Here is a 26,301-nt window from a genome sequence, read left to right as displayed (position 1 = left end):
GGGCGAGTGCCCGAGACGGGCGACGGCGAGAACCGACGGCGGCCCAGGTCAGTGAGTGGTCCGGGTCAACGCCAGCGGGAGAGCAGGCCCAGCGAACCGACCATCGCGCCGAAGCCGATGGCGAGGTTCCAGTACCGCCAGGTGGCGACGGGGTATTCCATGTCGGACAGGTAGAAGACCACCAGCCAGCCGATGCCGAAGACGATCAAACCGACCGCCGTGGCCGGCAACCAGATCGGGCTAGGCTTGCGGGTCGCCGCGGTGGACGTGGGACGGACGTCCGTCGGCGGGGTGTACACCTTCTTCTTACGTACCTGAGACTTTGGCACGGCGCTCTCCTGAGGGGGTGGTGATCCTCGTCCGGCCTGACAACCGGACGCAAGGGCGACGGTCCATGGCCAATAATGTTCGACAGCTAGCGTAGTCGCGAGAACCCGTTCAGGCCACGGACCCGGGCAGCCGGGTACAGATGGTTGAACGCCCGGATCCCCTCGGTAATTCCCGCGATTGGGACATAATTATCAAATCAGTATAGTCGTGAAGGGGAAGACCCGATGGAGTACACCTCCGGCGTCGCCTCCTGGCGGAAGGTGATCCGCCGCGCCGCCGTGGGCCTGCTGCCCCGGCGGTCGGCCGAGCGCCGCCCCGGGTGGTCGGTGGGCGTACCCCTGATCGCGCTCGCCGCCGGTCTGCTCTTCACCACCACGGCCACCACCGCCGGGGGCACCTCGCTGCGCGAGGACCGGCGCCCCGAGCTGGCGCAGCTCATCGAGAACCGCCGCGACCAGGTGACCTCGGGCCAGGCGCGGGCCGCCGCGCTACGCGACCAGGTGGAGAGCCAGACCGAGTCGCTCGGCGGCTCCGACAGCCGGGTGGCGGCCCAACGGGACCGGGCCACGCGCAGCCGGCAGGCGGCCGGGTTCACCGCGCTGACCGGCCCGGGAATCTCCGTCGAGCTCGACGACGCACCGCAGTCGGCCGACGGCAAGCTGCCCGACGACGCCCGCAACGACGATCTGGTGGTGCACCAGGGCGACGTACAGGCCGTGGTCAACGCACTCTGGGCCGGCGGTGCCGAGGCGATGACAATCATGGGTGTCCGTGTCCTCTCCACCAGCGCGGTACGCTGCGTGGGGAACACCCTGCTCCTGCACGGCCAGGTCTATTCACCACCATTCAAGATCACCGCTATCGGCAATCCCGCCGCACTACAGCGAGCGCTCGCCGCGTCCGAGGGGGTCCGGTTGTTCAAGGACGCGGTCACCCACTACCACCTCGGATACCGCGAGGCGGTGGAGCCCACGGTGACGGTTCCCGCGTACGACGGCCCCGGTGGACTCCGGTCGGCCGAGGTCCCCGGGTGAGTCCGGTGACCGGCGACCCGAACTCCGCCCGCAACGGGCGGCACCGCGCACCGGACGGCGACGACCCGACCATGTTCATCCCCCGGCTGCCCGACGCCGACCCGTCGGACCGTCCGACGGACCGGGCAGCCCGCCCGTCCCACCCGCCCCGAACGGAGCCGGCCGAGCCGCAGGGTCCGGAGCCGGTTGGCCGCCGTGTGCGGATCACCGTCGACCACGTCCTGGCACCGCCGCCCGGCCGAGCGACCGGGGCACCCCAGCCGCCGCCGGCAATGCCCGACACCGCCGGCCTGGCCACGGGACACTCCGGCCGTTATCCGGACACCGATCCGTCCGGGCACCCGGGCACCGGCCGGGCCGGCCACCCGGGCTCCGATCCCGTCGGCCGCCCGGGTGAGGGCCAGGTCGGCTACCCGGGGACCGATCCGACCGGGCGGCGTGGCCCGTCCGGCCCGCCGGAGCCACGTCCGGGCGAGCACGGCCGTCCGGGCGAGCACGGCCGTCCGGGCGAGCACGGCCGTCCGGGCGAGCACGGCCGTCCGGGCGAGCACGGCCGCGCAGGCGAGCAGCGCAGCGCGCCGGAGGGTTACCGGCCGCAGCCGTACCCGCCGGTCGCGCCCGAGTTCCGGGACGCCCGCCCATCGACGGACCGTCCGGAGTCGACACCGCCCGCCACCCGGCACGACGTGGCCGCCGATCCCGAACGCTGGCCGCCTGGCCCGAACACGGTGCCCGACCGCTGGAAGCCGGCGGTCCGGCCTGGCGCCTTGGAGCCCTCGGCTGCCGCCGACCCCGGCCGCTGGGAGCCGTCGTCCCCACCGGGCGACCCCGGCCACCGGGCCGCGGCTGCCCCGACCTCCGCCGCACCGGCGGGCTGGCCGCCGCCGGTGGCATCCGCCGGCAACGCCCGAGCTACCTCCGGCGGTACGCCCGAGCGCCGTGCCGGCGCACCCGACCAGTTCGGCGGCGGCCCGGCGAGCGCCGCCGACCAGATCGGCCGGTACGCCGCCGGACAGACCGACCGGACCAGTCGAGCCGACAGCCCGACCACACTCATCCCGGCCGTCCCGACCCCGGACCCCGAGACCACCGCACCGATCCCCCCGATGCCGCAACGCGGCCCGGGAGCCGAACGCGGCCCGGGAGCCGAACGCGGCCCGGGGGTCGAACGCGGCCCGGGGGTCGACAGTCCCACCACCGCCCTGCCACAGCACGGCTCGGGAGCTGACAGCGTCACCACCGCCCCGCTGCCGCAGCGCGGCTCCGGAGCCGACGCCGCCACCACCGCCCTGCCGCAGGTCCGGCCGGCGGTCACGGCCCGCCGGGACGACATCGAGTCCACCGCGCTGATCGGCGCGATCCCGCCCCGCCCGGCCGGCAGCGACGACGCGGACGACCCGGACCCGGACGCCGAGCAGCGGCCCCGACGCGGCGAGCGGGTCGTCCAGCTCCGGCCGGAGCAGACCGGCGAGGGCTACAAGAGCGTCTACTCCGAGCTGACCCGGCCGTCGATCGCCTCCCGGATCCGCACCGGCGTCCGGGCCACCGGCGAGGTGCTGATCACCTTCGGCCTGGTCGTCCTGCTCTTCGCGGCCTACGAGGTCTGGGGCAAGTCGACGATCGTCAACGCGCACCAGGACGACCTGGGCCAGCAGCTGGCCCAGCAGTGGGACGAACCCGACCCGACGGTCGGCCCCACCCCGACCGCCACCGGCACGCCGAAGCCGCTCAAGCCCGTGCAGGGCAAGCCGATCGCCGGGCTCTACATCCCCAAGCTGGACAAGCAGTGGGTGGTCGTCGAGGGCGTCACCCAGAAGGACATCCGGTACGCCCCCGGCCACTACCCGAGCAGCGCGCTGCCCGGCCAGGTCGGCAACTTCTCGGTCGCCGGCCACCGGAACCGGGCCACCTTCTGGCGGCTGGACGAACTCGACGACGGCGACGCGATCGTGGTCGAGTCCCGGGACGCCTGGTTCGTCTACCACGTGTCGCAGAGCAGGATCGTCCGGCCGTCCCAGGTCGAGGTGGTCGCGCCGGTCCCGGGCAAGCCGGGTGCCAAGCCGTCGAAGGCGATGCTGACCCTGACGACCTGCAACCCGAAGTTCGACAACTACCAACGGTTGATCGTGCACGCCGAGCTGGTCCGTACCGAGCCGAAGAGCGTGGGCTCGCCCCGACCGCCCGAGCTGGGTGGCTGACCGGCCGTGTACGCGTGGATCTGGCGCAAGCTGCCGTTCGGGACTCCGGGCAAGCTGATCGGTTCGTTGCTGATCGTCACGAGCCTGCTCGCCCTGCTCTGGTATGTCGTCTTTCCCTGGGCCGAGCCGCTGCTGCCGTTCGACGACGTCCAGGTCACCCAGGAGGGCGGTGTTCCCGGCGATCCGGTCGACGGCGAGCCCGGGGTGGATGGCGACGATCCGAACCTCGACGGTGAGTCGCCCGGCGACGGGCACGACCTGCCGTACGACACCGATCGGAACAACACCCCGCCCCCGAGTCCTACCAGGTAGGCCGCTGATGCGCGTTCTCGTGATCGACAACTACGACTCGTTCGTCTTCAACCTGGTGCAGTACCTCGGCCAGCTCGGCGCCGACTGCGAGGTACGCCGCAACGACGAGGTCGAGCTTGCCGAGGTGGGCCGGCTCGACGTCGCCGGGGTGCTGCTCTCACCCGGACCCGGCACACCGGACCGGGCCGGCGTCTGCCTCGACGTGATCCGCGAATACGCGGGAAAGCTGCCGATCCTCGGCGTCTGCCTCGGGCACCAGGCCATCGGTGCCGCCTTCGGCGGGAGCGTGCAGCGGGCACCCGAGCTGCTGCACGGCAAGACGTCCGAGGTGCGGCACCGGGGGGTGGGGGTACTGGCCGGGCTGCCGGACCCGTTCACCGCGACCCGCTACCACTCGCTCGCCGTGCCCCGGGAGACGCTGCCGGAGCAGATCGAGGTGACCGGCTGGACCGGGTCCGGCGTGGTGATGGCGATGCGGCACCGTGAGCTGCCGATCGAGGGGGTGCAGTTCCACCCGGAGTCGGTGCTGACCGAGGGCGGCCACCTGATGCTCGCCAACTGGCTGGCCGACTGCGGCCTGCCCGAGGCACTGGACCGGGCTCCGGCGCTCGCCGCCGAGGTCGACGCCCGGCGCCGGGCCGCGTTCGTCACGGCCTGACCCGGCCGAACCCGCCCCGCCGGATCCCGGCCGCCTCCCCGGCGCGCCCGGCGGAAGGCACGCGTGATCCGGGCCAGGTACCGTCAGCGGGTTTCGGTCCGGGTGCCACCGTTCAACGGCGGGAAGATCCCGCCGCCGGCGCCCGGTCCGGAGGGGGTCGGCGTGGGCGTGTTGGGCGGCGGGTCGTCGTCCTCCTCCGCCACGTTGACGGTGATCGTCACGGTGGTCCCGGTGTTCCGCTTCTCCCCGGGGCGCGGGTTCTGATCGGTCACCTCGCCGGCCTCGGCCGGCGGCACCTCGTCACCGTCGACGACCTTCACCCTGAAGCCGGCGTCCTCCAGCCGCTCCCGTGCCTCGTCCTCCTGGAGTCCGGTGACCCTCGGCACCTCGACCACGTTGCCCTTGGAGACCTCGACGGTCACGGTGCTGCCCGGCTCGACCTCCCGGCCCTCGGCCGGGTCGACCTTGGTGACGATCCCTCTGGGTTCGCCGCTGTTGACGTCCTTGCGCTGCACGGTCAGCCCGAGGCCCTTGAGCTGGCTCTCGACCGCCTCGAAGCGCCCGCCCACCAGGCTCGCCGGGATCTCCACCGTCCCCGGGCCCGCGCAGACCCGGATCTCGACCTCGGTCTTGGGCTCGACCTGCGAGTTCGGCTGCTGGCTCTGCGCGGTGACCTGGCCCACCTCGCAGTCCTCGCTGGTGTCGGCCGCGCCGAGCGTGGGGGTCAGGTCGGCCTGGCGCAGGGTGTTCTCGGCCGCCTCCCGGGTGCTGCCGACCACGTTCGGCACCTCGACGGTGGACGGGTTGCCGCCGTTGTTGTCGGCGTTCTGCATCAGGGCGGCGACCAGGGCGATCACGGCGAGCACGCCGAGTCCGCTGAGGGTGGCGATCACCCAGGCGGATGCCTTGCGGCGCCGGGCGTCGCCGACCCGGGCCGGCGGCATCGGCCGGCCGGCCGGGATCGCCCGGGTGGTGGCGGTGTGCGACATCGCCATCGTCTCGTCCTCGCGCAGCACCGGGGTGGCCATCACCGGCCGGCCGGCGGCCGCGCGGAGCAGGTCGGCCCGCATCTCGGCCGCGCTCTGGTAGCGGTTGAGCGGGTTCTTCGACAGCGCCTTGAGCACGATCGCGTCGATCGGCGGGGTGACGTCCGGGTTCAGGTCGCTCGGCGACGGCGGGTCTTCCCGGACGTGCTGGTAGGCGACGCTTACCGGGCTGTCGCCGACGAACGGCGGATGGCCGCAGAGCAGTTCGAAGAGTACGCAGCCGGCGGCGTAGACGTCGGAGCGGGCGTCCACCGCCTCGCCCCGGGCCTGCTCCGGGGAGAGGTACTGGGCCGTGCCGATCACCGCGCTGGTCTGCGTCATGGTGGTGGCGCCGCTGGCCAGCGCCCGGGCGATGCCGAAGTCCATCACCTTGACCTGGCCGGTCTGGGTCATCATCACGTTGCCGGGCTTGATGTCCCGGTGGATGATGCCGTGCCGGTGGCTGAACTCCAGCGCGGCGCAGACGTCGGCGGTGATCTCCAGGGCCCGGCGGGGCATCAGCCGTCCCTCGGCGGCGAGCACCTCCTTGAGCGTCCGGCCGTTGACGAACTCCATCACGATGAACGGCAGCGTCTCGCCGGTCGGGGCGATCTCCTCGCCGGTGTCGTAGACGGCGACGATCGCCGGATGGTTCAGCGAGGCGGCGTTCTGCGCCTCCCGCCGGAAACGCATCTGGAAGGTGTCGTCACGGGCCAGATCGGTACGAAGCATCTTGATCGCGACATCGCGGCCCAGCCGGAGGTCGCGCCCACGGTGCACCTCGGCCATGCCGCCGTAACCGAGCAGCTCGCCGACCTGGTACCTGCCACCCAGCAGGCGGGCCTGCGCCGTCATCTCGTCTGTCGTCCTTCGCTCATCTGGTCACCCCGCCGGGGTCCACGGTCCGCTCCACCAGACGGTACGGCGCACCGGGCGGTGCGTCGCGTCCGGCTTCCGGCCGCAGTTCCGAAATCGCCGCCTGGGGCGCTGGCATGCTGTTGTTCTCGTTCTGGTTCTGTTTCCAGTTGAAGGCGATCACGCCCGAGCAGATCAGTACCAACAGGCCCAGCACGATGAAGAGCGCGATCAGCAACGAGCGGTTCCCGGGCGACGGCGGCGGTGGTCCGACCGGACGCCCCGGATACGAGTATGCGGCCTGCGGCTGGGGCCGGACCGGCTGCGGCACCGCCGCCGCACCCCGGTTGTAGCCGGCGGGCCCGACCGGCGCGGTGCCGGCCGGCGGGCGGTTCACCGGCGGTACGGCCGGCGAGTGTGGCGCCGGAGGCGGTGCCACCCGGGCCGCGACGGGCGGCACCCGGGGGGCGGGGGCGGGCGGGACCGAGGTCGGCCGGGGCGGCATCGCGGGGGACTGCGGCGGTCCGGGACGCTGCGGCGGCACCGGCAGCGAGGCCATCGGCCGGCCGGGCTGGTTGGCCATCCCGATGGTGGCGGCGGCCTGCCGGGCCACCGCGGCCAGCTCGGCGGCGGTCTGCCAGCGCGCCTTCGGGTCCTTTGCCATCGACCGCTCGACAATCGCCCGGACCGCCGGCGGGATGTCGCCGGGAAGCTGCCGGGGAGTGTCCCGGACGTGCTTCATGGCGATCTCGATCGCGCTGTTGCCCTCGAACGGCCGGCGGCCGGCGAGGCACTGGTAGGCGACCACGCCGAGCGCGTACACGTCCGAGCAGGCGGTGGCGACCTCGCCGGCCGCCTGCTCGGGTGAGATGTACGACGCCGTGCCGAGCACCGAACCGGCGGCGGTGAGCTGGCCGACCAGGGCCGAGCGGGCGATGCCGAAGTCGGTGAGCACGAGCGTGCCGTTCGGCCGGACCAGCAGGTTGCCCGGCTTCACGTCCCGGTGCACGATGCCCTTGTCGTGCGCGGCCTGCAACGCGTCGGCGGCCTGCGCGACGAGCGCCATGGTGCGGGCCGGGGTGAGCCGGCCGACCCGGCCCAGCGTCCGGGAGAGCGCGTCGCCCTCGACGTATTCCATCACCAGGAAGGCGATCTGCTGGTCGCTGCCGTAGTCGTAGACGTCGACCACCCCGGGGTGGTTGATGGTGGCCATCGTCCGGGCCTCGCCCCGGAACCGTTCGGCGAAGCCCGGCTCGTCGAGCAGCGCCGGGAGCAGGATCTTGACCGCCACCGTCCGGCCGAGCACCTCGTCGGTGCCCCGCCAGACGTCGCCCATGCCGCCGCCGGCGATCCGCTCGTCGAGGCGGTACCGGTTGCCGAGCAGCACTCCGGGCTTCAGCATCTCAGCGGCCTCCCCGGTCGGCGATGACCGCCCGCATTATCTGCTGGCTGATCCGGGCCGCCTCGGCGCTGCCGCCCGAGCCGGCGTTCTCCAGGAAGACGCAGACCGCCGAGATCGGCTTGCCGGCGCTGTTGATCGCGAACCCGATGAACCAGCCGTGGTCCTCGTTTCTCCCGCCGTTCTCGGCGGTGCCGGTCTTGCCGCCGACCCGGTAGCCGTTGATCCGGGCGTTGGTGCCGGTACCGTTCTGCACCACGCTGACCATCATGTCCTGGAGCTGCTTGGCGACGTCGGCGCTGACCGGCTCGCGCAGCTCCTTGGGGACCGCGGTGTAGTAGTCGGTGGTGCGGTCCGGGCCGAGCTGCTGCTGCACCAGGTACGGCCGCATCTGCCGCCCGTCGTTGGCGACGGTGGCGGCGATCAGCGCGCCCTGCAACGGGGTCATCCGGACGTTGTTCTGCCCGATCGAGGACTGGGCCACCTGCGGCGGGTCGTCGTTGCCACCCGGGGCGGTCATCTCGCCGGTGCGGCTGGCCGCCACCTTCTGGCCCGGGCCGTTCAGCCGGCCGACGGTGAGCTCCTCGTCCTCGAAGCCGAACTGCCGGGCCTCGTCCTTGAGCGTCTCGGCGCCGAGCTTGACGCCGAGCTGCGCGAACCCGGTGTTGCAGGACTCGGTGAGCGCCTGGGTCAACGTCACCTGGGCCTCGGGGCAGATGCTCGGCGCGGCGTTGCGGATCGGCTCGCCGGCGGTCGGTGCCAGATAGCTCGGGCCGGCCGGGATCCGGGTGCCGGGGTCGTACCCGTTCTCCAGGGCGGCGGCCGCGGTGATCACCTTGAAGGTGGAGCCCGGCGGGAAGGTCTCGGCGAGCGCCCGGTTCTTCAGCGGGCCGTTCTCGGCGGCGTCCAGCCGGTTGTACGCCGCCTCGGCCTTCTCGGTGTCGTGGTCGGCCAGCGGGTTGGGGTCGAAGCTCGGCATCGAGACGAGCGCCTGGATCGCCCCGGTGCTGGGGTCGATCGCCACCGCCGCACCCTTGGCCACGTTCTTGCGGTTGTCGGCCAGCTCGCGGAAGGCGGTCTCCTGCGCCCGGGGCGAGAGGGTGAGCAGGATGTTGCCGCCGGCCGTCTGGTTGCCGGTGAAGAGGTCCCGGACCCGGTCGCCGAAGAGCTGGTCGCTGGTGCCGGCGAGGAAGTCGTTCTCGCTCTTCTCGATGCCGGTGTCGGCCAGGTTGACCGGCTTGTAGCCGAGGACGTGCGCGTACACCTCGCCCTTGGGGTAGGTCCGGAGGAAGTTGAGCTTGCCGCCGGTCTCCTTGCTGGTGGCCAGGGGCGTACCGCCGGCCTCGATGATCCCGCGCTTGCGCTCGTACTCGGCGACCTGGACCCGGCCGTTGTAGTCGCTGTTGCGGTACTCGTCGGCCTTGTACGCCTGCACGTAGTTGAGGTTGACGAAGAGCAGGCCGAACAGGACCATCACGACGACGCCGACCTTGCGAAGCGGTGCGTTCACGGCCTGATCACCTCCGTCGTGGCGCCGTGCAACTGTGCCGGCGGACCGGCGGGTACTCCGGCGGGCCGGGCCGGGGAGGCCGAGTCGACCGGCCGGCGCGCCGCGTCGGAGATCCGCAGCAGGGCCGCGATCAGCAGCCAGTTCGCCATCAGCGACGACCCACCGGCGGAGAGGAACGGGGTGGTCTGTCCGGTCAGCGGGATCAGGCCGCTGACGCCGCCGATGATCACGAAGAGCTGGAGGCAGATCGTGAAGGAGAGGCCCCCGGCGAGCAGCTTGCCGAACGAGTCGCGGACGGCCAGCGCGGCACGCAGCCCCCGCTCGATGATCAGCAGGTAGATCACCAGCAGCGCGGAGAGCCCGAAGAGGCCGATCTCCTCACCCAGCCCGGCGAAGACGAAGTCGGTGTGCACCTCGGGGATCTCCGTCGGCTGTCCGGCACCCGGACCGGTCCCGAAGAGCCCGCCGGTGCCCAGCCCCAACAGTCCTTGCAGGGTCTGCCAGCCGGTGCCGTACGGGTCGCCGTACGGGTCGAGCCAGATGTCGACCCGGGTGTAGAAGCTGGCGAAGGGGCCGCCGACGGTGCTGCCGAGATACCAGGCGAGCACGGCGCCGCCGAAGAAGAGCAGCAGACCGATGATCAGCCAGCTGACCCGCTCGGTGGCGATGTAGAGGGTGACCACGAACATGCCGAAGTAGAGCAGCGAGGTGCCGAGGTCCTTCTGGAAGACCAGCACCGCGAGACTGATCAGCCAGACCACGATGACCGGGCCGAGGTCCCGGCCGCGCGGGAAGTCGACGCCGAGGAAGCGCCGGCTGGCCAGCGAGAGCACCTCGCGCTTACGGACCAGGTAGTAGGCGAAGAAGACCAGCAGGGCCAGCTTGGCGAACTCGCCGGGCTGGATGGTGAAGCCGCCGAAACTGATCCAGAGCTTCGCGTCGGACTGCGGGTTGACCTGCGAGTACCTGGCCGGGAGCAGTGCCGGGGTGATCACCAGTACGATGCCGGCCAGCACCAGCGTGTAGGCGTACCGGGAGATCGCCCGGTGGTCGCGGATCAACACCAGCAGGCCGGCGGCGAGCGCGACCGAGAGCAGAGTCCAGGCGAGCTGCCGGCCGCCGGTGCCGGAGAACATGGTCAGGTCGGCCCGCTCGTCCGGGTTTGCCCTGCTCAGGTCCAGTCGGCGCAGGAAGGCCACGCCGAGACCGTTCACCAGGGCGACCGCCGGCACCAGCACCGGATCGGCGTACGGCACCAGGAAGCGGACCACGACGTGCAGCGCCAGGAAGACGGCGGTGATCGAGGCGATCGGCACCCAGAAGTCGAAGGTCACCGTGTCGAGCAGGTTCGCCTCGGCGGTCGCCGCGTATGCCGCCACCACCACCATGGCGAGCAGCAGCAGTGCCAGCTCGGCGTTCCGCCTGGACCGGGCGGCGACTCGGACACGCGGCAGCTCGCCCGTCGGCGCGGGCGTCGATGCCGATCCAGGCGGGGCGGTCACGTGATTTCCCTCGGATCGTCGGAGCTGACGCTCACTCGATCGACCGGCAGCCCGCGGGGTCGCTGACCGGCGGGATCGGGTCGGACGGTGGCGCGTCGGGCGTGTCCGCCGGGGTGGCGGAGGCCCGCACGGTCTGGCCGGGGGTCGGAGTGGGTGCGGTCGGGGTCACCGCGCTGAGGGTCGGCGTCGGCGTCGGGGTGGCACCGGGGGCGGGGCTCGGCTGGCAGAGCGGCTTGAGGTTGGGGTTGCCCGGGTCCTCGTTCGTCAGCTCGGCGAGCCGGCGCTCCGCGTCCGGCTCGTCGTCGGCCTGGATGCCCTGCTTGACCTGTTCCTGGGCGGCGGCGGTCAGGTCTTCCAGCTTGGTGGGGCTGGTCGCGTGCACGTTCGAGAGTTCGAGCCCGGCGATCCGGCCCGGGATGCCCTGGAAGACCGCGAGCTGGCCGTCGTCGGTGGCGCCGACGTAGTACTGCCGCTGGCTGTAGTCCCAGCCGAACCAGAGTCCGGCACCGACCACCCCGAGCAGCGCCACCACGAGTACGGCGGTGCGCAGCGGGTGCCGGCGGGGCCGCATCGACTCGTCGTCGTCGACGGCCGGTTCGGACTCGGCCGGCTCGGGGCTGGCCGGACGGGGCGGCGAGAGCGCCGAGGCGCGGGCGGCCGGGGTCGAGTCGTCGGCCGAGGTCGCCATCCCGCGGTCCCGGGCGGCCGCACCGCCGACGATCGGGGCCGCCTCCAGGATGTCCTGGTCGCTCGCGTCCGCGATGATCACGGTGATGTTGTCCGGACCGCCGCCCCGCAGGGCGAGCTGCACCAGCCGCTCGACGCACGCCTGCGGGTCCTTGAGGTTGCGCATGGTCTCCGCGATGGTCTCCGCGCTCACCACGCCGGAGAGTCCGTCGCTGCAGATCAGGTAGCGGTCGCCGGTGCGCACCTGGCGTACGGAGTATTCGGGGTCGATGTCGCGGCCGTCCAGTGCCCGGGTGAGCAGCGACCGCTGCGGGTGGCTGCTCGCCTCCTCCAGGCTGATCCGGCCCTCGTCGACGAGCATTTGGACGTAGGTGTCGTCCTTGGTGATCTGGGCGAACTCGCCGTCCCGGAGCAGGTAGGCGCGAGAGTCGCCGATGTGCACCATCCCGGTCTTGCTGCCGGAGAAGAGCAGCGCGGTGAGGGTGGTGCCCATCCCCTCCAGGTGCGGGTTGGCGTCCACCGTGTCGCGCAACTGTTGGTTGGCGGTGTCCACGGCCGAACGCAGCGCGTCGACCAGGGCGTCACCGGGGACGTCCTCGTCGAGCGGGGCCATGGCACCGATGACGATGTTGCTGGCGACGTCACCGGCGGCCATCCCGCCCATGCCGTCGGCCACGGCGAGTAGCCGTGGCCCGGCATAGACGGAATCCTGGTTGCCGTCTCGGATCAGCCCGCGGTCGCTGTGCGCCGCGTAACGCAGGGTCAGAGTCATGGCCGTAATTCGAGAGAAGTGCGGCCGATTCGGATCGGCACGCCGAGGGGGACGGGGGTAGGTCCGGTGACCTTAGCGCGATCGAGGTAGGTCCCGTTAGTCGAGCCGAGATCTTCGACGAACCACTGGCCGTTGCGCGGCACGAGCCGGGCGTGCCGGGCCGAGGCGTAGTCGTCGGTGATCACCAGCGTGGAGTCCTCCGCCCGACCGATGGTGATCTGTGCCTCGCCGAGCGTTATCCGCGTGCCGGCGAGCTGGCCCCCGGTGACCACCAACTGGTGTGCCGCCCTGCCCCGCTTGACCTTCGCCGGTTTGTTCTGTCCCAGCGCGGCCCCCACCCCGCGCGGCGCGGCGACGAGCCGGCTCGACCTCGCACCGGCGAAGAGGTCCCGACGGATCACTCCGACCACCGTGAAGACGAAGATCCACAGCAGGACGATGAAGCCGATCCGGGCGACGGTGATGACGAATGGGGGCAAGGTGGTTAGCCGTCCACGCGGAAGGTCAGGGTGGTGGTGCCGAGCTGGATCATGTCGCCCGGGTTCAGCGCCACGGCGGAGACCCGCTGGCCGTTGACCATGGTGCCGTTGGTCGAGCCGAGGTCGGTGAGCACCACCTGGCCGCCGTCGAAGTCGAGCCGGGCGTGCCGGCGGGAGATGCCGACGTCCGGCAGTCGCAGGTTCGCCTGGTCGCCCCGGCCGATCACGGTCGAGCCCATCTGCAACGGGTAGGTGCGGCCGTCACCGGAGACCAGCCGGATGTTGCGGCCACCGGCGCCGTGCCCGGGTGGCGGACCGTACCCGCCGCCCTGGTCGTACGGCGGGTAGCCGCCGCCCTGGTCGTACGGCGACTGGTGCACCGGCGCCACGTCCCCGCCGGTGTAGACCTCGGCGGTGACCCGGAACATCCCCGTGTCGAGGCCGTCCCCGCGCTCGATCTCGACGATGACGTCGCCGTAGACGGTCCACGCCTGCTCGCCGATGAACTCCGCCTGCGACTGGGCCAGCTCCTGGGCCAGCGCGGCGGCGTACGGCGCCAGCCGACTGTGGTCGTACGGTGAGAGATCGATCACGTAGCGGTTGGGTACCAGGGTGCGCCCACCGGCGAGGATCGCCTTGTGCGCCTCTGCCTCCCGCTGCATCGCGTTGAGGATCTCGACGGGGTGCACGACCCCTTTGAACACCTTTGCGAAGGCCCCCTCGACCAGGCCCTCCAGACGCTTCTCAAAGCGTTGCAGCACGCTCACCGGCTCCTCCTCGGGTTCCGAGGACATGATGGTATCCGGCCGCCGCACGTGCGGCTCGCACGCCGCTCGGCCGCCTGCACCCGGCCTCTCCTCAGGGGCCGGGGTTAGTCGTGCTACTCTTCCATCCGCCGCGAGCGGTAACGCCCGCGGCGGCAGTAGGGACAGCGTAGTATGTCCCGGCACATGCCGAAGAGCGGGCTCCGGACATGATTGTTATTGTCCTGTGGCGCACTCGGCGGCGAGACCGGGTGGTTCCGGACCTCTCCTGGAGTGGTTCCGGGGCGATGCGGGTCACGCCTCGCAAGGGGAAGTGGCGGAATGGCAGACGCGCACGGTTCAGGTCCGTGTGCCCGAAAGGGCGTGGGGGTTCAACTCCCCCCTTCCCCACCGCTACGAGGGGCTCCGTGGTGACACGGAGCCCCTCGTTCATATCGGGGCGAAAGCGCCACCGCGCTATGCTCCGGTGGTTTCCGACCCCGAGGGCGACCCAGGAGTGACGTGTGACAGTCGCGTTGGTGACCGGATCCGGCGGCCTGATCGGATCCGAGGCGGTCCGGCACTTCGCCGGGCTCGGCCTGGACGTGGTCGGGATCGACAACGACATGCGCCGGCGGTTCTTCGGCCCGGAGGCCTCCACGGCGTGGAACGTGCTGCGGCTGACGAGTGACCTGGGCGACGCGTACACGCACCACGACGTGGACATCCGCGACCGGGACGCGCTGGCCGGGATCTTCCGGCGGTACGGCCGGGACGTCGGTGTGGTGATCCACACCGCCGCGCAGCCCTCGCACGACTGGGCCCTGCGCGACCCGTTCACCGACTTCGACGTCAACGCCGGCGGCACGCTCAACGTGTTGCAGAACGTCCGCGAGCACTGCATCGAGGCGCCGGTCATCCACTGCTCCACCAACAAGGTCTACGGCGACCGGCCGAACAGCCTCCCCCTGGTCGAGCAGGCCAGCCGCTGGGAGCTGGCCCCCGACCACCCGTACTACGACGGCATCAAGGAGGACATGTCGATCGACGGCTCGATGCACTCGGTCTTCGGCGCCTCCAAGGTCGCCGCCGACGTGATGGTGCAGGAGTACGGCCGCTACTTCGGCATGAAGACCGCCTGCTTCCGGGGCGGCACGCTCACCGGCCCGGCGCACTCCGCCACCGAGCTGCACGGCTTCCTGGCGTACCTGATGCGCTGCAACATGGAGCGCCGGACGTACAAGATCTTCGGGTACAAGGGGAAGATGGTCCGGGACGCGATCCACAGTCACGACGTGGTCGCCGCCTTCGAGGCGTTCTTCCGGGAGCCGCGCTCGGCCGCGGTCTACAACCTCGGCGGCGGGCGACACTCGAACTGCTCGCACCTGGAGGCGTTCGCGCTGGCCGAGCAGATCAGCGGCCAGGAGATGATCACCGAGTACCACGAGGCGAACCGGGTCGGTGACCACCAGTGGTGGATCGGCTCCAACGCCGCCTTCCAGCGTGACTACCCACACTGGAAGCAGATCTACGATGTGCCGATGATCCTCCAGGAGATCTACGCCGCGAACGTCGACAAGTGGGTGCCGCAGGGCGGGGAGACGCCGTGATCTCGCGGGGTAAGCGCAACGTCCTCGGCGTACTCGTCGACGCGGTCGACTACGAGTCCGCGACCGAGCAGGTGGTGGCCGCCGGGCGGGAGCGCCGGCCGATGGCGCTTACCGCGCTGGCCGTGCACGGGGTGATGACCGGGGTGCTGGACCGGGCGCACAACTCCCGGCTGAACGCCTTCGACCTGGTGACCCCGGACGGCCAGCCGGTCCGCTGGGCACTCAACCTGTTGCACCGCGCCGCCCTGGCCGAGCGGGTCTACGGCCCCGACCTGACGCTGGGCGTGCTGGCCAGGTTCGCCGACGAGGGGATGCCGGTCTACCTCTACGGCTCCACCGAGGAGACCCTCGCCCGACTGATCCCCGAGCTGGAGCGGATGTTCCCGGCCCTGAAGGTCGCCGGGATGGAGGCGTCGAAGTTCCGTCCGGTCCGGCCGGGCGAGGACGCCGAGATCGCCGACCGGATCCGCGCCTCCGGGGCCCGGCTGGTGCTGGTCGGGCTCGGCTGCCCCCGGCAGGAGGTCTTCGCGTACGCGATGCGACCGCTGCTCGACATGCCGCTGATGGCGGTCGGGGCCGCCTTCGACTACCACGCCGGCCTGCTCCGCAAGCCTCCGTCCTGGATGCAGCGGGTCGGCCTGGAGTGGCTGTGGCGGTTCAGCCAGGAGCCGAAGCGGCTCTTCCACCGCTACATGGTGCTCAACCCGGCCTACGTGGCCCGGCTGACCGCGCAGCGGCTCGGTATCTGGCGGCCCGACCCGCCGGCTCCGGCCAGCGACCGCCCGACCAGCTTCGCGGTCTGAACCGCCTCGGTCGGCTGGCGAGAAGTCCCGGCCCGGCCGGCGCTGGCGGCTCTGGATAGCGCTTTCCTATGCTGTGCCGATGAGGATCGACCAGGGGCTGACCCCGTCCGCGCTGCTACCGAAGATCGACCGGCTCTGGGAGGCATCGGCTCAGAAGATCGACTCAATCGAGCAGACCTGCCCGCCCGGGGCCGCCTCGCCGGTCTTCACCGTCGAGGGGCGGTACACGGCGCGCGGCTGGACCGAATGGACCCAGGGCTTCCAGTACGGCTCGGCACTGCTCCAGTTCGACGCCACCGGCGAGCGGCGGTTCCTCGACTCCGGGCGGGAGCGGACCGTCGCGGTGATGGCCAGCCACGTCAGCCACGTCGGCGTACACGACCACGGGTTCAACAACGTCAGCACGTACGGGAACCTGTGGCGGCTGATGAACGAGGGGCGGATCCCGGCCGACCGGGCCGAGCGGGACTTCTACGAGTTGGCGCTCAAGCTGACCGGCGCGGTGCAGGCCGCCCGCTGGCGGAACACCGCCGACGGCACCGGTTACGTCTACTCGTTCAACGGGCCGCAGTCGCTCTTCGTCGACACCATCCGGTCCTGCCGGGCGCTGGCCGTGTCGCACCTGCTCGGGCACGTGCTGATGGGCGAGCGGGACGAGCGGATCTCGCTGCTGGGCCGGCTGGTCGAGCACGCCGGCAACACCGCGCGGTGGAACGTCTACTACGGCGAGGGCCGGGACAGCTACGACGTCGCCGGCCGGACCGCACACGAGTCGATCTTCAACGTGAACGACGGCAGTTACCGCTGCCCGAGCACCCAGCAGGGGTACTCGCCGTTCAGCACCTGGACCCGCGGCCTCGCCTGGGCGATGCTCGGCTTCCCGGAACAGCTCGAATTCCTCGCCAGCCTGGCGGACGAGGAACTCGCCCCGTACGGCGGCCGGGCCGCCGTCGAGAAGACGATGCTGCGCGCCGCCACCGCCACCTGCGACTTCTACCTGGCGCACACCCCCACCGACGGCGTGCCGTACTGGGACACCGGGGCACCCGGCCTGGTCCACCTCGGCGACCACCTGGACCGGCCGGCCGACCCGTACAACGCGCACGAACCGGTGGACTCCTCGGCGGCGGCGATCGGGGCGCAGGGGCTGCTCCGGCTGGGCCGTCTGCTCGACCGGGCCGGCCGGACCGAGCAGGGCCGGAGATACTGGCAGGCCGGGCTGACCGTCGCCGGCACCCTCTTCGACGAGCCGTACCTGAGCACCGACCCCCGGCACCAGGGCCTGCTGCTGCACTCGGTCTACCACCGGCCGAACGGCTGGGACCACGTACCGGCCGGGCAGCGGGTGCCGAACGGCGAGTCGAGCATGTGGGGCGACTACCACGCCCGGGAGCTGGCGCTCTATCTCCAGCGGATCGCCCGGGACGAGCCGTACTACACCTTCTTCGGCCCGCTGCGCGACGAGGTACCCGCCGAGGTGACGGCGTGACCGGCCGACCGGTGGCGGTGGTCACCGGCGGCTCGCGCGGCATCGGTCGCGGCGTGGTGCTGGCGCTGGCCGCTGCCGGCCACGACGTGGTGGTCAACTACGCCAGCAACGCCGACGCGGCGGCACAGGTCGGCAAGGAGGTCGAGGCCCGGGGCGGTCGGGCCCTGCTGGTCCGCGCCGACGTCTCCCGGGCCGACGACCGGCGTCGACTTGTCGAGGAGACCACCGCGGCCTTCGGCCGGATCGACCTGCTGGTCAGCAATGCCGGGGTGGCGCCGAGCGTCCGGGCGGACCTGCTGGAGGCCGATGAGGAGTCCTTCGACCGGCTGGTCGGGATCAACCTCAAGGGGCCGTACTTCCTGATCCAGCTCGTCGCGAACACGATGATCGCGCAGCAGGCCGCCGGCCGGGTCGAGCGGCCCAAGATCGTGATCATCTCGTCGATAAGTGCCTACACCGCAAGCGTCAACCGGGGCGACTACTGCGTCAGCAAGGCCGGCCTGGCGATGACCGCCCAGCTCTACGCCGCCCGGCTGGCCGAGCACGGGATCAACGTCTACGAGATCCGGCCCGGAGTGGTCGAGACCGACATGACCGGCCCGGTGAAGGCCCGCTACGACGACCTCATCCACAACCAGGGCCTCACCCCGATCCGGCGCTGGGGGCAGCCGGAGGACGTGGGCCGCGCCGTCGTGGCGGTCGCCACCGACCTGCTCCCGTTCAGCACCGGCCAGGTCATCGACGTGGACGGCGGCTTCCACCTACGCACCCTCTGAGGTGCAGGGAAGGCCCCTTCTCATACAGAAAGCGAGAAGAAGGGGCCCTTCCCTGCACGGAAACCTAGAGGGTGAGGGTCCAGGCGTTGATGTAGCCGGTGTCGCCGGAGTAGACGTCCCGCACCTGCAACCGCCAGAGGCCGTTGCCCGGCTCCGAGGAGAGGTTGACGGTGTAGGTCGCGTTGACGTTGTCGGCACCGTCGAAGATGCTGCTGTTCTTCAGCCGGTAGCCGCTGCCGTCCGGAGCGATCAGGTCGACGACCAGGTCACCCCGGTAGGTGTGCACGATGTCCACCGCCACCGTGGAGGTGTTGGAGGCGTTCCGGTTGCAGCCGGAGAGGGTGATCCCGCTCGTCACGTTGACGTTGGTGTCCGGGATGGCCACGTCGGTCGTGTTGCTCGCCGTGCAGCCGGTGCTGGTGCCGGTCACCGTCAGGACGAACGGGGCGGTCCGGGTCGCCGACGCCCCGGTGCCGGTGATGGTCAGCGGGTACGTCCCCGGCGGGGTGCTGCCGCTGGTGGCGATGGTCAGCGTGGACGAGCCGCCCGAGGTGACCGTCGCCGGGCTGAACGTGGCGGTGGCGCCACTCGGCAGGCCGCTCGCCGAGAGCGTCACCGACTGCGCCGAGCCGGCCGTGGTGGCGGTGGAGACAGTCGCCGACACCGAGCCGCCCGGCGTCGTCGACCCGGCGCCCGGGGAGACCGAGACCGAGAAGTCGTTCGCCGGGGCGTCGTTCACCACGTAGAGCAGCTGGTTCGGGGTGCCGGTGCCGACGTTGGACACCGCGTTCGGCGTGGAGTTGGTCACCAGGTAGTCCCGGACCTGCTGGGGCGACCAGGTCGGGTTCGCGGAGAGCACCATCGCCGCCGCGCCGGCCACGTGCGGCGACGCCATCGAGGTGCCGCTGATCGTGTTTGTCGCGGTGTTGCTCGTCGACCATGCGGAGGTGATGCTCACCCCCGGTGCCAGGATGTCGACGCAGGTGCCGAAGTTGGAGAAGCTCGCCGCCGCGTCGGTGCTCGAGGTGGCGCCGACCGTGATGGCGTTCGACACCCGGGCCGGGGAGTAGTTGCAGGCGTTCTGCCGCACGCCGAGCGCATTGCCGTTGCCGGCCGCCACCACGTAGGTGATGCCGGCGTTTATGGAGTTGTTCACGGCGGTGTCGATCGCGCTGTCCGCCGAGCCGCCGAGGCTCATGTTCGCCACCGCCGGGCGCACCGCGTTCGCGGTCACCCAGTCCATCCCGGCGACCACCTGGGCGGTGGTGCCCTCACCGGCACAGTTCAGCACGCGTACGCCGTGGATCCGGGCCGCCTTGGCCACCCCGTACGACCCGCCGCCCAGCGTGCCGGCGACGTGCGTGCCGTGTCCGTGGCAGTCGTCGGCGGCGCCGCCGTCGATCGCGTCGAACCCGGTGACCGCCCGGCCACCGAAGTCGTTGTGACTGAACCGGATGCCGGTGTCGATCACGTACGCGTTCACGTCCGACGCCGTGTTCGGGTAGGTGTAGGAGCTGTTCAGCGGCAGGCTCCGCTGGTCGACCCGGTCCAGGCCCCAGGACGGGGGGTTCGGCTGGGTGCCGGTGATCCGGTACGTCTTGTTCTGCTCGACGTACGCCACGCTCGGGTCGGCGGCGATCCGCCGCGCGGCCTGTGCCGACGCGCTGATCTCGAAGCCCCGCAGCGCGGAACTGTAGGTGCGGCCAACCGTGCCGCCGTGCCTGCCGGTCAGGCCCCGGGCCGTGGTCGAGACGTTGGTCCGGGCCACCGCGGTGTCCCTGAACACCACGATGTAGCTGCCGGCGACGGCGTTCGGAGCGTCGACGCCCCGGACGGGTGCCTCCGGTGGTGCCGCGGCGGCCGGTAGGGCCGCGGCGGCAATCATGGCCAGAGTGGACACTCCGACGAAAACGGACCTGCGTGGGAGATTCATCTCCCATCCTCCCCTCCGATCGGCGCACGACTGCCCGCCCCCGTGTCAGTGACGGGTCAGCACGACCGATCGAGCTGAGATTAGTCAGAACCGTTGCCCGGCAGTAGATCCTGGAGTGGCTATCTCCGCGAAAAGATGGTCGTCTCTGTGCCGGGCGTCGGTTCCCGCGCCCCCTACGGGTGACTTTTCCGGGAATCGGTGGGGGCAGGCCCGGATTCACCGGAGCGAATTCCGGGCAAGGCTGTTGGCATGGACACCGACCTCGCCATCCTGCTCGCGATCTCCGCCGTGTGGCTGGCGGCCGGTCTCGTCGTCGAAGGGCTGCCCCGGCTACGGGCCGCGCGGGCGCTGCGCAGGCGTACCGGACTGCTTCTCGCACTTGTCGGGTCCGGCCTCGCCGGCCTGGCCGGGGTGCTGCTGACCGGTCTGGTCGAGACGGCGCCGACCCTCGCCGACCGGACCGCGGCCGGGCTCGCGCTGCCGGCGGTGCCCGCGACACTGGTGGCGGTGCTGACCGTACGCCGGCTGCGGCAGCTCCGGGTCGGTGCCGGCACCTTCGGCACGGCACCGGAGACCCCGGCCCCGCCCGCGCTGCGCGCCGCCGCCGCCCATCCGATGACCGCCCTGCCGGTGCAGGTGACCGGCCTGGTGATGCTGCCGGCGCTGGTCACCGCCACCGGCCTGGTGCCGCTGACCAGCCCAGCCATGATCGGGATGGTGCTCACCGCAGCCGTGCTGGCGGTCGGCACCATCGGGGTACGGCACGCGCTGCGGCACAGCCGGCTGGTCGAGCGGGCGGTCACCGTACGGTCCCGCTCAGCGCGAACGGCTGGCGTCCTGCACGTATAGCAGTTCGAGAATCGCCCGGGCCGCCTCGAACCAGCGGTCCAGCCACTCCGGGTCGGGTACGCTGCCCTTCGGCGGCAGTTCCAGCAGCAGCCCGCGCAGCAGCGGATGGTCGACGAGCGGCTCGGCCGGGGTCACGTCCGACCAGCCCGCCGGCGGGAAGACCGGCTCGGTCAGGTTGATGTCCAGCGACGGCAGCGTCGGCGTACGCTCCGGCGGGCTGGCCTGGGCCAGGCCGGCGGCGAGTTCGGGACCCCGCTCCAGCGGGACCGCCTCGGTCGACCCCAGCTCGGCACCGATCGGCGTCTCCGCCACACCGGTGCCGGTGTCCCGGCGGGCACCCCGGTACTTGCCACCGAACTGTTCCGGCTTGGCGGAACCGTTGCCCAGATTCTCCGACCCGATCGTCATCCGTCTCGCCTGCCTCGCTCGGTGTGCGAACCCCCTGAAGCGGCCGGTCATGCCGACTCCGCCGTCTGGTACAACGAGCCGGCCGGTCACCGGCGACGGGTGCGGCACCGGCCGTGGACGCGGCCGACGCGGCCGTCCGGTCGGCTCGGATGCCGACCGGCCGACCGCGCCGGGTTGCTCGCAGGTTCCGCTGACCGTCAGGCCAGGTCGACTTCTCAGGTCAGGTCGACTTCTCAGGTCAGGTCGAATTCGCCGTCCTTGGCGCCGCCGACGAAGGCGTCCCACTCGTCGGGGGTGAAGATCAGGGCCGGCCCGGTCGGGTTCTTGGAGTCGCGTACCGCGATCGCGCCGCCCGCGAAGGCCACCTCGACGCAGTTGTCACAATTCGGTCCGCTACGCGAACTCTTGTGCCAGGCTGCCCCGCTCAGGTCGACGCGGTACCCCTTTGTCTCCACTTCCACAATGGCTCCTCTGCCAGCTTCGAAATCAGCGCGACGGACTCCTCCGGGCGTAGGGCTGCCGCGCGGATGTGATCGAAGATGAATATGTATTTCTGTAGTTCATCCCGCTTCTCCAGAAAGAGACCCCCTGTGGCGTTTTCGGCGTACACCACATCCGGATCGCCCGGTTCCGGGAAGCCCAGGATGGTGAAAGTGCCGTCCATGCCGGCGTGCGCACCGGCCTCGAACGGCAGAACCTGGAGCGTGACGTTCGGTAGGTCAGCGGCTTCCACCAGCCGCTCCAACTGGGCCCGCATGACCGCGTCGCCGCCCACCGGCCGGCTGATCACCGCCTCATCGAGCACCACCCACAGATCGATCGGATCGTCCGGGTCAAGTAACGACTGACGACCCAACCGGACACGGACCCGCTGGTCGACTTCCTCGGCGACCCAGTCCGGCCGGGCGGACCGGATCATCGCCTGGGCGTACTCCTCGGTCTGCAGGAGCCCGGGCACGGTCTGCTGCTCGTACGCCCGGATCGAGGCGGCGGCCGCCTCCAGCCCGACGTACGCCCCGGCGAGCACCGGGCTGTACGGATGCCACCAGCCCTTCTGCCGGGCCTCCCGGGTGATCTGGATCAGCTCGTCGCACTCGGCACCGGTCACGCCGTAGATGCCGAGCATGTCGCGGACGTCCCGGACGGTGGCCGTGGTGTGCCCGGTCTCGATCCGGGACACCTTGGACGCGGAACACTCCAGCAACTCGGCGACGGCCTCTATCGTGACGCCGGCCTTCTCCCTGCGCTGGCGCAGTTCGGCGCCGAGCCGGCGGCGGCGGATGGTCGGGCTCCGGCGCTCGGTCACCGGGTCACCTCCGGGCGATCAATTAGGAGTCGGATTGCCGCCGCAGGGTTCGACCGCCGATCGGCGGGGGTCCATTCGTGGCGGATGGCGCGATGACCATGTCGGCCACAGGTGGCCGAAACCTGGTCCAGTGTGCCGGTTGGACGCAAGACGCGACAAGCGCCGTAACATCCACTATCGCCATCCCGGAGCAAAGGGCAAACTGCAACTTGCATTGATCATGTTCTTGATGCACCCTGTCCGTATGGCTCGGGCTACGCAGCGTTCCCATCTGGTCAGGCGACGCAATGCTCCCCCATTCTCGCCTGACCGCGGGGACGGTCGTGCCGGCGGTACGGCGAGAAGCCCCGCTCCGGGGTAAGAGCCCCCGCCGCTGTATGCCAGAGCCGCTACGGCGGCTGGCGCGTCCCGGAGTCGACAGGCGTCGGCCCGGGGCGATGTGATGGCAACGACACATCGCCCCGGCCGACGTCCCACACCGGGCCGGTCGACGCGGACGGCCATCCGAGGACCGCGCCCCGGACCACCACCAGACCCCCGCCCGCCACTTCCGCCGGCCCCCCGGCGCCAGTCGGACAGGAGCTGATGTGCCCCTTCCCCGCTCCGGTGATGTGCTCCACGTGACCCGCGCGGCAAGCGTCCAGTTCGCCGCGCCGATCTACTTCCGGGTGATCCGGGTGCACGACTGGCAGACCTATCACGGCTGGGTCTGGCTCGACGGGTACGAACTCAACCCGAGCGGTGACGCGGTCGAACGGCGGTCGATATTCGTGCAGGTCAACGGGCTGCGCCAGCTCCAGTCCAACTCCGGACGGCACAACTATCCGCAGCCCCGGCGTCCGCTCCGGACCAACTCCAGCCCGCTCGCCGCACGGGTCCGGGTCGGCTGACCCGCTCGCCGCACGGGTCCGGGTCGGCTGACCGCCACCCCGGTCCGGCGGCACCGGACACCGCATCCGACGGCGGGTCGGACGCCCGCCCGGCACCGCATCAGACGGAAGCCCGGGTACTCGGCGCATGCGACCGAGGGTCGGGTACTCGGCGCATGCGACCGAGGGTCGGGTACTCGGCGCCGCATGCGACGGAGGGTCTGCCACCCGGCGCCGCATTGGCCGGAAGCCCGGACGCACCGCAATCGCCGGAAGCCCGGGCACCGCGCCCGGCCACCGCAATAGACTGGGCGTGTCCCACCCCACCGCTTTGCCACCCGCGCGTCGTCGAGGGCCCCGATCCTGGGAGCCGCCGATGGCCGTCGAGACCTCCGACCGACACCGGACCACGTGTCGGAACATGCGGGTCAGCGTGCTGCTGATCCTGATCACCGTCGGCCTGCCCGGCTGCGCCACCGGCACCGGCACCGGCCGCCCACCCTCGGTACGGCATCCGGCTGCCAATCCGGCGCCGCCGGCCGAGCCGGCACCTGCCGACCCCGACCCCGAGCCGGCCCACTCCGCCGGCCACCGTGACCCCGCCAACTCCGCCGGCCACGGCGACCCCGCCAACTCCGCCGGCCACGGCGCGGCGGCGCTCTCCACACCCGATGCGACGGCGTCCTCCACACCCGGCCCGGCAATGCCCGCCGCACCCGGTGCGGCGGCCGCCGCACCCGACACCGACGCGGAACGGGGCTGGCCGGAGTGGCGCGGCCGGTCCTGGCACCGGTTGCCTGCCCGGGGCAGCCGGGCGGGCACAGCCGGCACCTCCGGCCCCGCCTCCCGGCCCGGCGACGACAGCCGGGGCGGCTATCCGACGCCGGCCGGCCCGGCGCCGGAACCGGCCGGAACCGGGGAACGGCGGGCCGGGCCGGCGCCGCACACCGACGGGCCGCCACCCGGCTACCGGCGGTCACTCGCGTACTCCGGCCTGCTCGGCCTGGTCATCTCGGCCGTCGGGCTGGTGATGGTCGGCACCCGACGCCGCTACTGGTGATCGGTCGGGGATGCGCCGGCGGTCAGCCGCCCGGAGTGGGCTGGGTCGGGCCGACCGGACCGGGTTCGGTGGTCGGTGCACCGGTCGGCGGCACGGCGACCACCAGGACGACCTCGGCACCCCGCTCGAGCTCCGTGCCCGTCGACGGATCCGTGTCCAGCACGGTCCCCGGCAACCGGCCCGAGGTCTGCGGCCGGATCCGGGCCACCAGGCCCAGTTGCTCCAACTCGGCCACCGCCTCCTGCTGGGACAGTCCGACGAGCGGGGGCACCAGGACCGGGGTTCCGGCCGTGGCGCTCGGGGTCGGCGCCGGGGTGCTGGGCGGCGGGGTGGTCGGCGGGACGGTGGTCGGCGTCGGTGCCGGGCTGGTCGCCGTCGGGGACGGGGCGGCGGGGCCGTCGCGCCGGGCCGAGTCGACGATCCACCATCCGGCGGCCGCCAGGACACCGAGCAGGATCACCGCCACCGTCCCGATCAGGATCGGCATCCACCAGCGCCGGTCGTCCGGATCCGGGTCGTAGCCCCACTCCGGCTGCGGCTGGCGGGGCGGCTGGACGCCCCGGGGCGGCACTCCGGCCCGGCCGGACCAGGCCGGCTCGCGGGGCGGGATCGGCGCGGTGGCCTCCGGCGTACCGGGTTGCCGGCGGGTCTCGCCGATCCGGCTGGTGGCGTCGTCCGGCCCGGCGGTCGGCCCGGCGGCGGTCGGCCCGGCGGCCGGGGGCGGCTGATTCCCGGGTATGTCGGAGACGCCCCGGTCTCCGTCCACTCCTCGATCGTCGTCCGAGGGCTGTCGTGGGTCGTCGGACATGGCACGTCCTCTCGCCATCGGAACTGACCGGGCGAACCCCGTCAAACCTATCCGCCCGGACGTGTCGACCACCAACGTCGCGACCGGGCGTGTCCGCGCCGGACCCCCGGGTGCACGAACCGGCTGTCCGCTGCTCCGACGCCCCGGCCGGGGCGGACCTCCCCGGCCGGCGCCGCCGACCCCCGGACTACGGCGTCGGGGTGCCGTCCGGTGCCGGGGCGTCGGAACAGTACAGCCGGACCCGGTCGTTCCAGCGGGCCACCGTCCCGCCGGTCGGGTCCTGGTTGCGCACCGCGCCCCGCTCCCCGGTCGGGTAGCTCGGATAGAGCCCGTCCTCGACCAGCCGGCGCGCGGACAGATTGCAGGACTCGCCGACAAGCGCGGGCACCACCACCTCCGGCGCCGCGCCGACCACTGTGACCCGCACCGTGATGCCCCGCTTCACCGCCGTACCGGCCTTCGGGTTGGTACTGACGACGGTGCGGTCGTCCCCCGCCCGACCGAAGACGAACTGCACGCCGAGACCGAGCCGCCGCAACTCCTCCCGGGCCGACTCGAAGTCCTTCCCGACCACGTTCGGCAGAGGCATCTGGCCGGTCGGCGGCGGGGTGCTGCTCGGCCGGCGGCTGGGCGTACGGCTCGGCGTACTCCGGGGTGGCTTGCTCGTCGCCTCGGCCGTCGGAGTCGGCCCGCCGGCGTCGTACCGGTCGTCCGGGTCGCCTCCGTCACCGGCCAGCAGGTAGCCGCCGAGTGCGCCGACGACGGCGCAGAGGACCAGTCCGACGGCCGCGCCCGCGAACAGACCCGTACGGCTCGAGCCACCGCCGTCGGGGTGCGGGTGTCCCGCCACAGCCTCATCCGTCATGTGCGACCCTGCCTCGCCGTC

Annotated in this window: 25 protein-coding genes and 1 tRNA gene; 12 read left to right on the top strand and 14 right to left on the bottom strand. The window is 71.9% G+C overall.

The features are described from left to right. Positions 1-65: 65 nt before the first annotated feature. Positions 66-329, bottom strand: coding sequence for a cell division protein CrgA (locus ACN28A_RS14205; RefSeq protein WP_421395639.1), 264 nt, complete (start codon positions 327-329; stop codon positions 66-68). Positions 330-554: 225 nt separating this feature from the next. On the opposite strand from ACN28A_RS14205, the gene ACN28A_RS14200 reads away from it, so the two are divergent. From ACN28A_RS14200 to ACN28A_RS14185, 4 genes are read left to right on the top strand one after another with little or no spacing between them, the layout of a single operon-like run. Continuing rightward, complete coding sequence (locus ACN28A_RS14200; RefSeq protein WP_421395637.1) at positions 555-1,364, top strand: DUF881 domain-containing protein; 810 nt, start codon at positions 555-557, stop codon at positions 1,362-1,364. Next, complete coding sequence (locus ACN28A_RS14195; RefSeq protein ID WP_421395636.1) at positions 1,361-3,562, top strand: class E sortase; 2,202 nt, start codon at positions 1,361-1,363, stop codon at positions 3,560-3,562. Before ACN28A_RS14200 ends, ACN28A_RS14195 begins: the two co-directional genes overlap by 4 nt. 6 nt (positions 3,563-3,568) lie before the next feature. Then, entirely contained in the window at positions 3,569-3,874 is a 306-nt protein-coding gene (locus ACN28A_RS14190) for a hypothetical protein (RefSeq protein ID WP_421395634.1), read from the top strand. 7 nt (positions 3,875-3,881) lie between these two features. Further along, entirely contained in the window at positions 3,882-4,532 is a 651-nt protein-coding gene (locus tag ACN28A_RS14185) for an aminodeoxychorismate/anthranilate synthase component II (protein ID WP_421395633.1), read from the top strand. A gap of 83 nt (positions 4,533-4,615) precedes the next feature. Here the strand turns inward: ACN28A_RS14185 and pknB are convergent, their stop codons facing one another. The 7 genes from pknB to ACN28A_RS14150 all read right to left on the bottom strand — a co-directional run bounded on the left by pknB (position 4,616) and on the right by ACN28A_RS14150 (position 13,555). After that, positions 4,616-6,412 (bottom strand): Stk1 family PASTA domain-containing Ser/Thr kinase, encoded by a 1,797-nt coding sequence (gene pknB / locus ACN28A_RS14180; protein WP_421395632.1) that lies wholly within the window; start codon positions 6,410-6,412, stop codon positions 4,616-4,618. Between the two features lie 19 nt (positions 6,413-6,431). Next, entirely contained in the window at positions 6,432-7,814 is a 1,383-nt protein-coding gene (locus tag ACN28A_RS14175) for a serine/threonine-protein kinase (RefSeq protein WP_421395630.1), read from the bottom strand. 1 nt (position 7,815) lies between these two features. After that, positions 7,816-9,321, bottom strand: a complete 1,506-nt coding sequence (locus ACN28A_RS14170; RefSeq protein WP_421395628.1) for a peptidoglycan D,D-transpeptidase FtsI family protein — start codon at positions 9,319-9,321, stop codon at positions 7,816-7,818. Further along, on the bottom strand, positions 9,318-10,709 hold the full coding sequence (locus tag ACN28A_RS14165; protein WP_421404372.1) for an FtsW/RodA/SpoVE family cell cycle protein: 1,392 nt from the start codon (positions 10,707-10,709) through the stop codon (positions 9,318-9,320). Before ACN28A_RS14165 ends, ACN28A_RS14170 begins: the two co-directional genes overlap by 4 nt. A 145-nt stretch (positions 10,710-10,854) precedes the next feature. After that, complete coding sequence (locus ACN28A_RS14160) at positions 10,855-12,282, bottom strand: PP2C family protein-serine/threonine phosphatase (protein ID WP_421395627.1); 1,428 nt, start codon at positions 12,280-12,282, stop codon at positions 10,855-10,857. Continuing rightward, on the bottom strand, positions 12,279-12,761 hold the full coding sequence (locus tag ACN28A_RS14155; RefSeq protein WP_278065213.1) for an FHA domain-containing protein FhaB/FipA: 483 nt from the start codon (positions 12,759-12,761) through the stop codon (positions 12,279-12,281). Before ACN28A_RS14155 ends, ACN28A_RS14160 begins: the two co-directional genes overlap by 4 nt. A 5-nt stretch (positions 12,762-12,766) precedes the next feature. Then, complete coding sequence (locus ACN28A_RS14150; protein WP_278065212.1) at positions 12,767-13,555, bottom strand: FhaA domain-containing protein; 789 nt, start codon at positions 13,553-13,555, stop codon at positions 12,767-12,769. Positions 13,556-13,832: 277 nt separating this feature from the next. On the opposite strand from ACN28A_RS14150, the gene ACN28A_RS14145 reads away from it, so the two are divergent. From ACN28A_RS14145 to ACN28A_RS14125, 5 genes are all read left to right on the top strand, one after another. Continuing rightward, positions 13,833-13,915: transfer RNA gene (locus tag ACN28A_RS14145), tRNA-Leu, on the top strand. 113 nt (positions 13,916-14,028) lie between these two features. Then, positions 14,029-15,114, top strand: coding sequence for an NAD-dependent epimerase/dehydratase family protein (locus ACN28A_RS14140; RefSeq protein WP_421395626.1), 1,086 nt, complete (start codon positions 14,029-14,031; stop codon positions 15,112-15,114). Continuing rightward, positions 15,111-15,917, top strand: a complete 807-nt coding sequence (locus ACN28A_RS14135) for a WecB/TagA/CpsF family glycosyltransferase (protein WP_421395624.1) — start codon at positions 15,111-15,113, stop codon at positions 15,915-15,917. Before ACN28A_RS14140 ends, ACN28A_RS14135 begins: the two co-directional genes overlap by 4 nt. 79 nt (positions 15,918-15,996) lie before the next feature. Next, complete coding sequence (locus tag ACN28A_RS14130; protein ID WP_421395622.1) at positions 15,997-17,406, top strand: hypothetical protein; 1,410 nt, start codon at positions 15,997-15,999, stop codon at positions 17,404-17,406. Further along, complete coding sequence (locus tag ACN28A_RS14125) at positions 17,403-18,182, top strand: 3-ketoacyl-ACP reductase (RefSeq protein ID WP_421395621.1); 780 nt, start codon at positions 17,403-17,405, stop codon at positions 18,180-18,182. The genes ACN28A_RS14130 and ACN28A_RS14125 overlap by 4 nt, the downstream gene beginning before the upstream one ends. Before the next feature lie 64 nt (positions 18,183-18,246). Here ACN28A_RS14125 and ACN28A_RS14120 read toward each other — a convergent pair whose 3' ends face one another. Next, positions 18,247-20,115: a S8 family peptidase gene (locus tag ACN28A_RS14120; RefSeq protein WP_421395620.1), complete on the bottom strand. Its 1,869-nt coding sequence runs from the start codon at positions 20,113-20,115 to the stop codon at positions 18,247-18,249. 249 nt (positions 20,116-20,364) lie between these two features. Here ACN28A_RS14120 and ACN28A_RS14115 point away from each other — a divergent pair, with 249 nt between their 5' ends. Next, on the top strand, positions 20,365-20,964 hold the full coding sequence (locus tag ACN28A_RS14115) for a hypothetical protein (RefSeq protein ID WP_421395619.1): 600 nt from the start codon (positions 20,365-20,367) through the stop codon (positions 20,962-20,964). On the opposite strand, the gene ACN28A_RS14110 is transcribed toward ACN28A_RS14115, so the two are convergent. The 3 genes from ACN28A_RS14110 to ACN28A_RS14100 all read right to left on the bottom strand — a co-directional run bounded on the left by ACN28A_RS14110 (position 20,932) and on the right by ACN28A_RS14100 (position 22,678). Beyond that, a complete protein-coding gene (locus tag ACN28A_RS14110) occupies positions 20,932-21,372 on the bottom strand; it encodes a hypothetical protein (RefSeq protein ID WP_421395618.1) in 441 nt (146 codons plus the stop codon). The genes ACN28A_RS14115 and ACN28A_RS14110 overlap by 33 nt on opposite strands. Positions 21,373-21,605: 233 nt before the next feature. Continuing rightward, positions 21,606-21,827 (bottom strand): DUF397 domain-containing protein, encoded by a 222-nt coding sequence (locus ACN28A_RS14105; RefSeq protein ID WP_278065204.1) that lies wholly within the window; start codon positions 21,825-21,827, stop codon positions 21,606-21,608. Continuing rightward, a complete protein-coding gene (locus ACN28A_RS14100; protein ID WP_421395616.1) occupies positions 21,797-22,678 on the bottom strand; it encodes a helix-turn-helix domain-containing protein in 882 nt (293 codons plus the stop codon). Before ACN28A_RS14100 ends, ACN28A_RS14105 begins: the two co-directional genes overlap by 31 nt. A gap of 587 nt (positions 22,679-23,265) precedes the next feature. Between ACN28A_RS14100 and ACN28A_RS14095 the strand changes: the two genes are divergently transcribed. Beyond that, entirely contained in the window at positions 23,266-23,568 is a 303-nt protein-coding gene (locus ACN28A_RS14095; protein ID WP_421395615.1) for a hypothetical protein, read from the top strand. Between the two features lie 355 nt (positions 23,569-23,923). Continuing rightward, positions 23,924-24,607: a hypothetical protein gene (locus ACN28A_RS14090; RefSeq protein WP_421395614.1), complete on the top strand. Its 684-nt coding sequence runs from the start codon at positions 23,924-23,926 to the stop codon at positions 24,605-24,607. Positions 24,608-24,629: 22 nt separating this feature from the next. Here the strand turns inward: ACN28A_RS14090 and ACN28A_RS14085 are convergent, their stop codons facing one another. Together ACN28A_RS14085 and ACN28A_RS14080 are read right to left on the bottom strand one after the other, a co-directional pair. After that, positions 24,630-25,415 carry a PASTA domain-containing protein gene (locus ACN28A_RS14085; protein ID WP_421395612.1) on the bottom strand — a complete coding sequence of 262 codons (786 nt, stop codon included), beginning with the start codon at positions 25,413-25,415 and terminating at the stop codon, positions 24,630-24,632. Positions 25,416-25,602: 187 nt separating this feature from the next. Beyond that, positions 25,603-26,280, bottom strand: coding sequence for a PASTA domain-containing protein (locus tag ACN28A_RS14080; RefSeq protein ID WP_421395611.1), 678 nt, complete (start codon positions 26,278-26,280; stop codon positions 25,603-25,605). Positions 26,281-26,301 lie beyond the last annotated feature (21 nt).

Source organism: Plantactinospora sp. WMMB782 (genome assembly GCF_049179135.1).
GTDB lineage: Bacteria > Actinomycetota > Actinomycetes > Mycobacteriales > Micromonosporaceae > Plantactinospora.
The sequence above is the reverse complement of the archived record's forward strand: the minus strand, read 5'-3'. Positions and strand labels throughout refer to the sequence as shown.

What these genes read in the sequence shown, in the direction of transcription:
- ACN28A_RS14200 (WP_421395637.1), top strand. Translation starts at nt 555, where the DNA reads ATGGAGTACACCTCCGGCGTCGCCTCCTGGCGGAAGGTGATCCGCCGC.
- ACN28A_RS14185 (WP_421395633.1), top strand. Translation starts at nt 3,882, where the DNA reads ATGCGCGTTCTCGTGATCGACAACTACGACTCGTTCGTCTTCAACCTG.
- pknB (WP_421395632.1), bottom strand. Translation starts at nt 6,412, where the DNA reads ATGACGGCGCAGGCCCGCCTGCTGGGTGGCAGGTACCAGGTCGGCGAG.
- ACN28A_RS14175 (WP_421395630.1), bottom strand. Translation starts at nt 7,814, where the DNA reads ATGCTGAAGCCCGGAGTGCTGCTCGGCAACCGGTACCGCCTCGACGAG.
- ACN28A_RS14165 (WP_421404372.1), bottom strand. Translation starts at nt 10,709, where the DNA reads ATGGTGGTGGTGGCGGCATACGCGGCGACCGCCGAGGCGAACCTGCTC.
- ACN28A_RS14160 (WP_421395627.1), bottom strand. Translation starts at nt 12,282, where the DNA reads ATGACTCTGACCCTGCGTTACGCGGCGCACAGCGACCGCGGGCTGATC.
- ACN28A_RS14150 (WP_278065212.1), bottom strand. Translation starts at nt 13,555, where the DNA reads ATGTCCTCGGAACCCGAGGAGGAGCCGGTGAGCGTGCTGCAACGCTTT.
- ACN28A_RS14130 (WP_421395622.1), top strand. Translation starts at nt 15,997, where the DNA reads ATGAGGATCGACCAGGGGCTGACCCCGTCCGCGCTGCTACCGAAGATC.
- ACN28A_RS14120 (WP_421395620.1), bottom strand. Translation starts at nt 20,115, where the DNA reads ATGAATCTCCCACGCAGGTCCGTTTTCGTCGGAGTGTCCACTCTGGCC.
- ACN28A_RS14115 (WP_421395619.1), top strand. Translation starts at nt 20,365, where the DNA reads ATGGACACCGACCTCGCCATCCTGCTCGCGATCTCCGCCGTGTGGCTG.
- ACN28A_RS14110 (WP_421395618.1), bottom strand. Translation starts at nt 21,372, where the DNA reads ATGACGATCGGGTCGGAGAATCTGGGCAACGGTTCCGCCAAGCCGGAA.
- ACN28A_RS14090 (WP_421395614.1), top strand. Translation starts at nt 23,924, where the DNA reads ATGGCCGTCGAGACCTCCGACCGACACCGGACCACGTGTCGGAACATG.
- ACN28A_RS14085 (WP_421395612.1), bottom strand. Translation starts at nt 25,415, where the DNA reads ATGTCCGACGACCCACGACAGCCCTCGGACGACGATCGAGGAGTGGAC.
- ACN28A_RS14080 (WP_421395611.1), bottom strand. Translation starts at nt 26,280, where the DNA reads ATGACGGATGAGGCTGTGGCGGGACACCCGCACCCCGACGGCGGTGGC.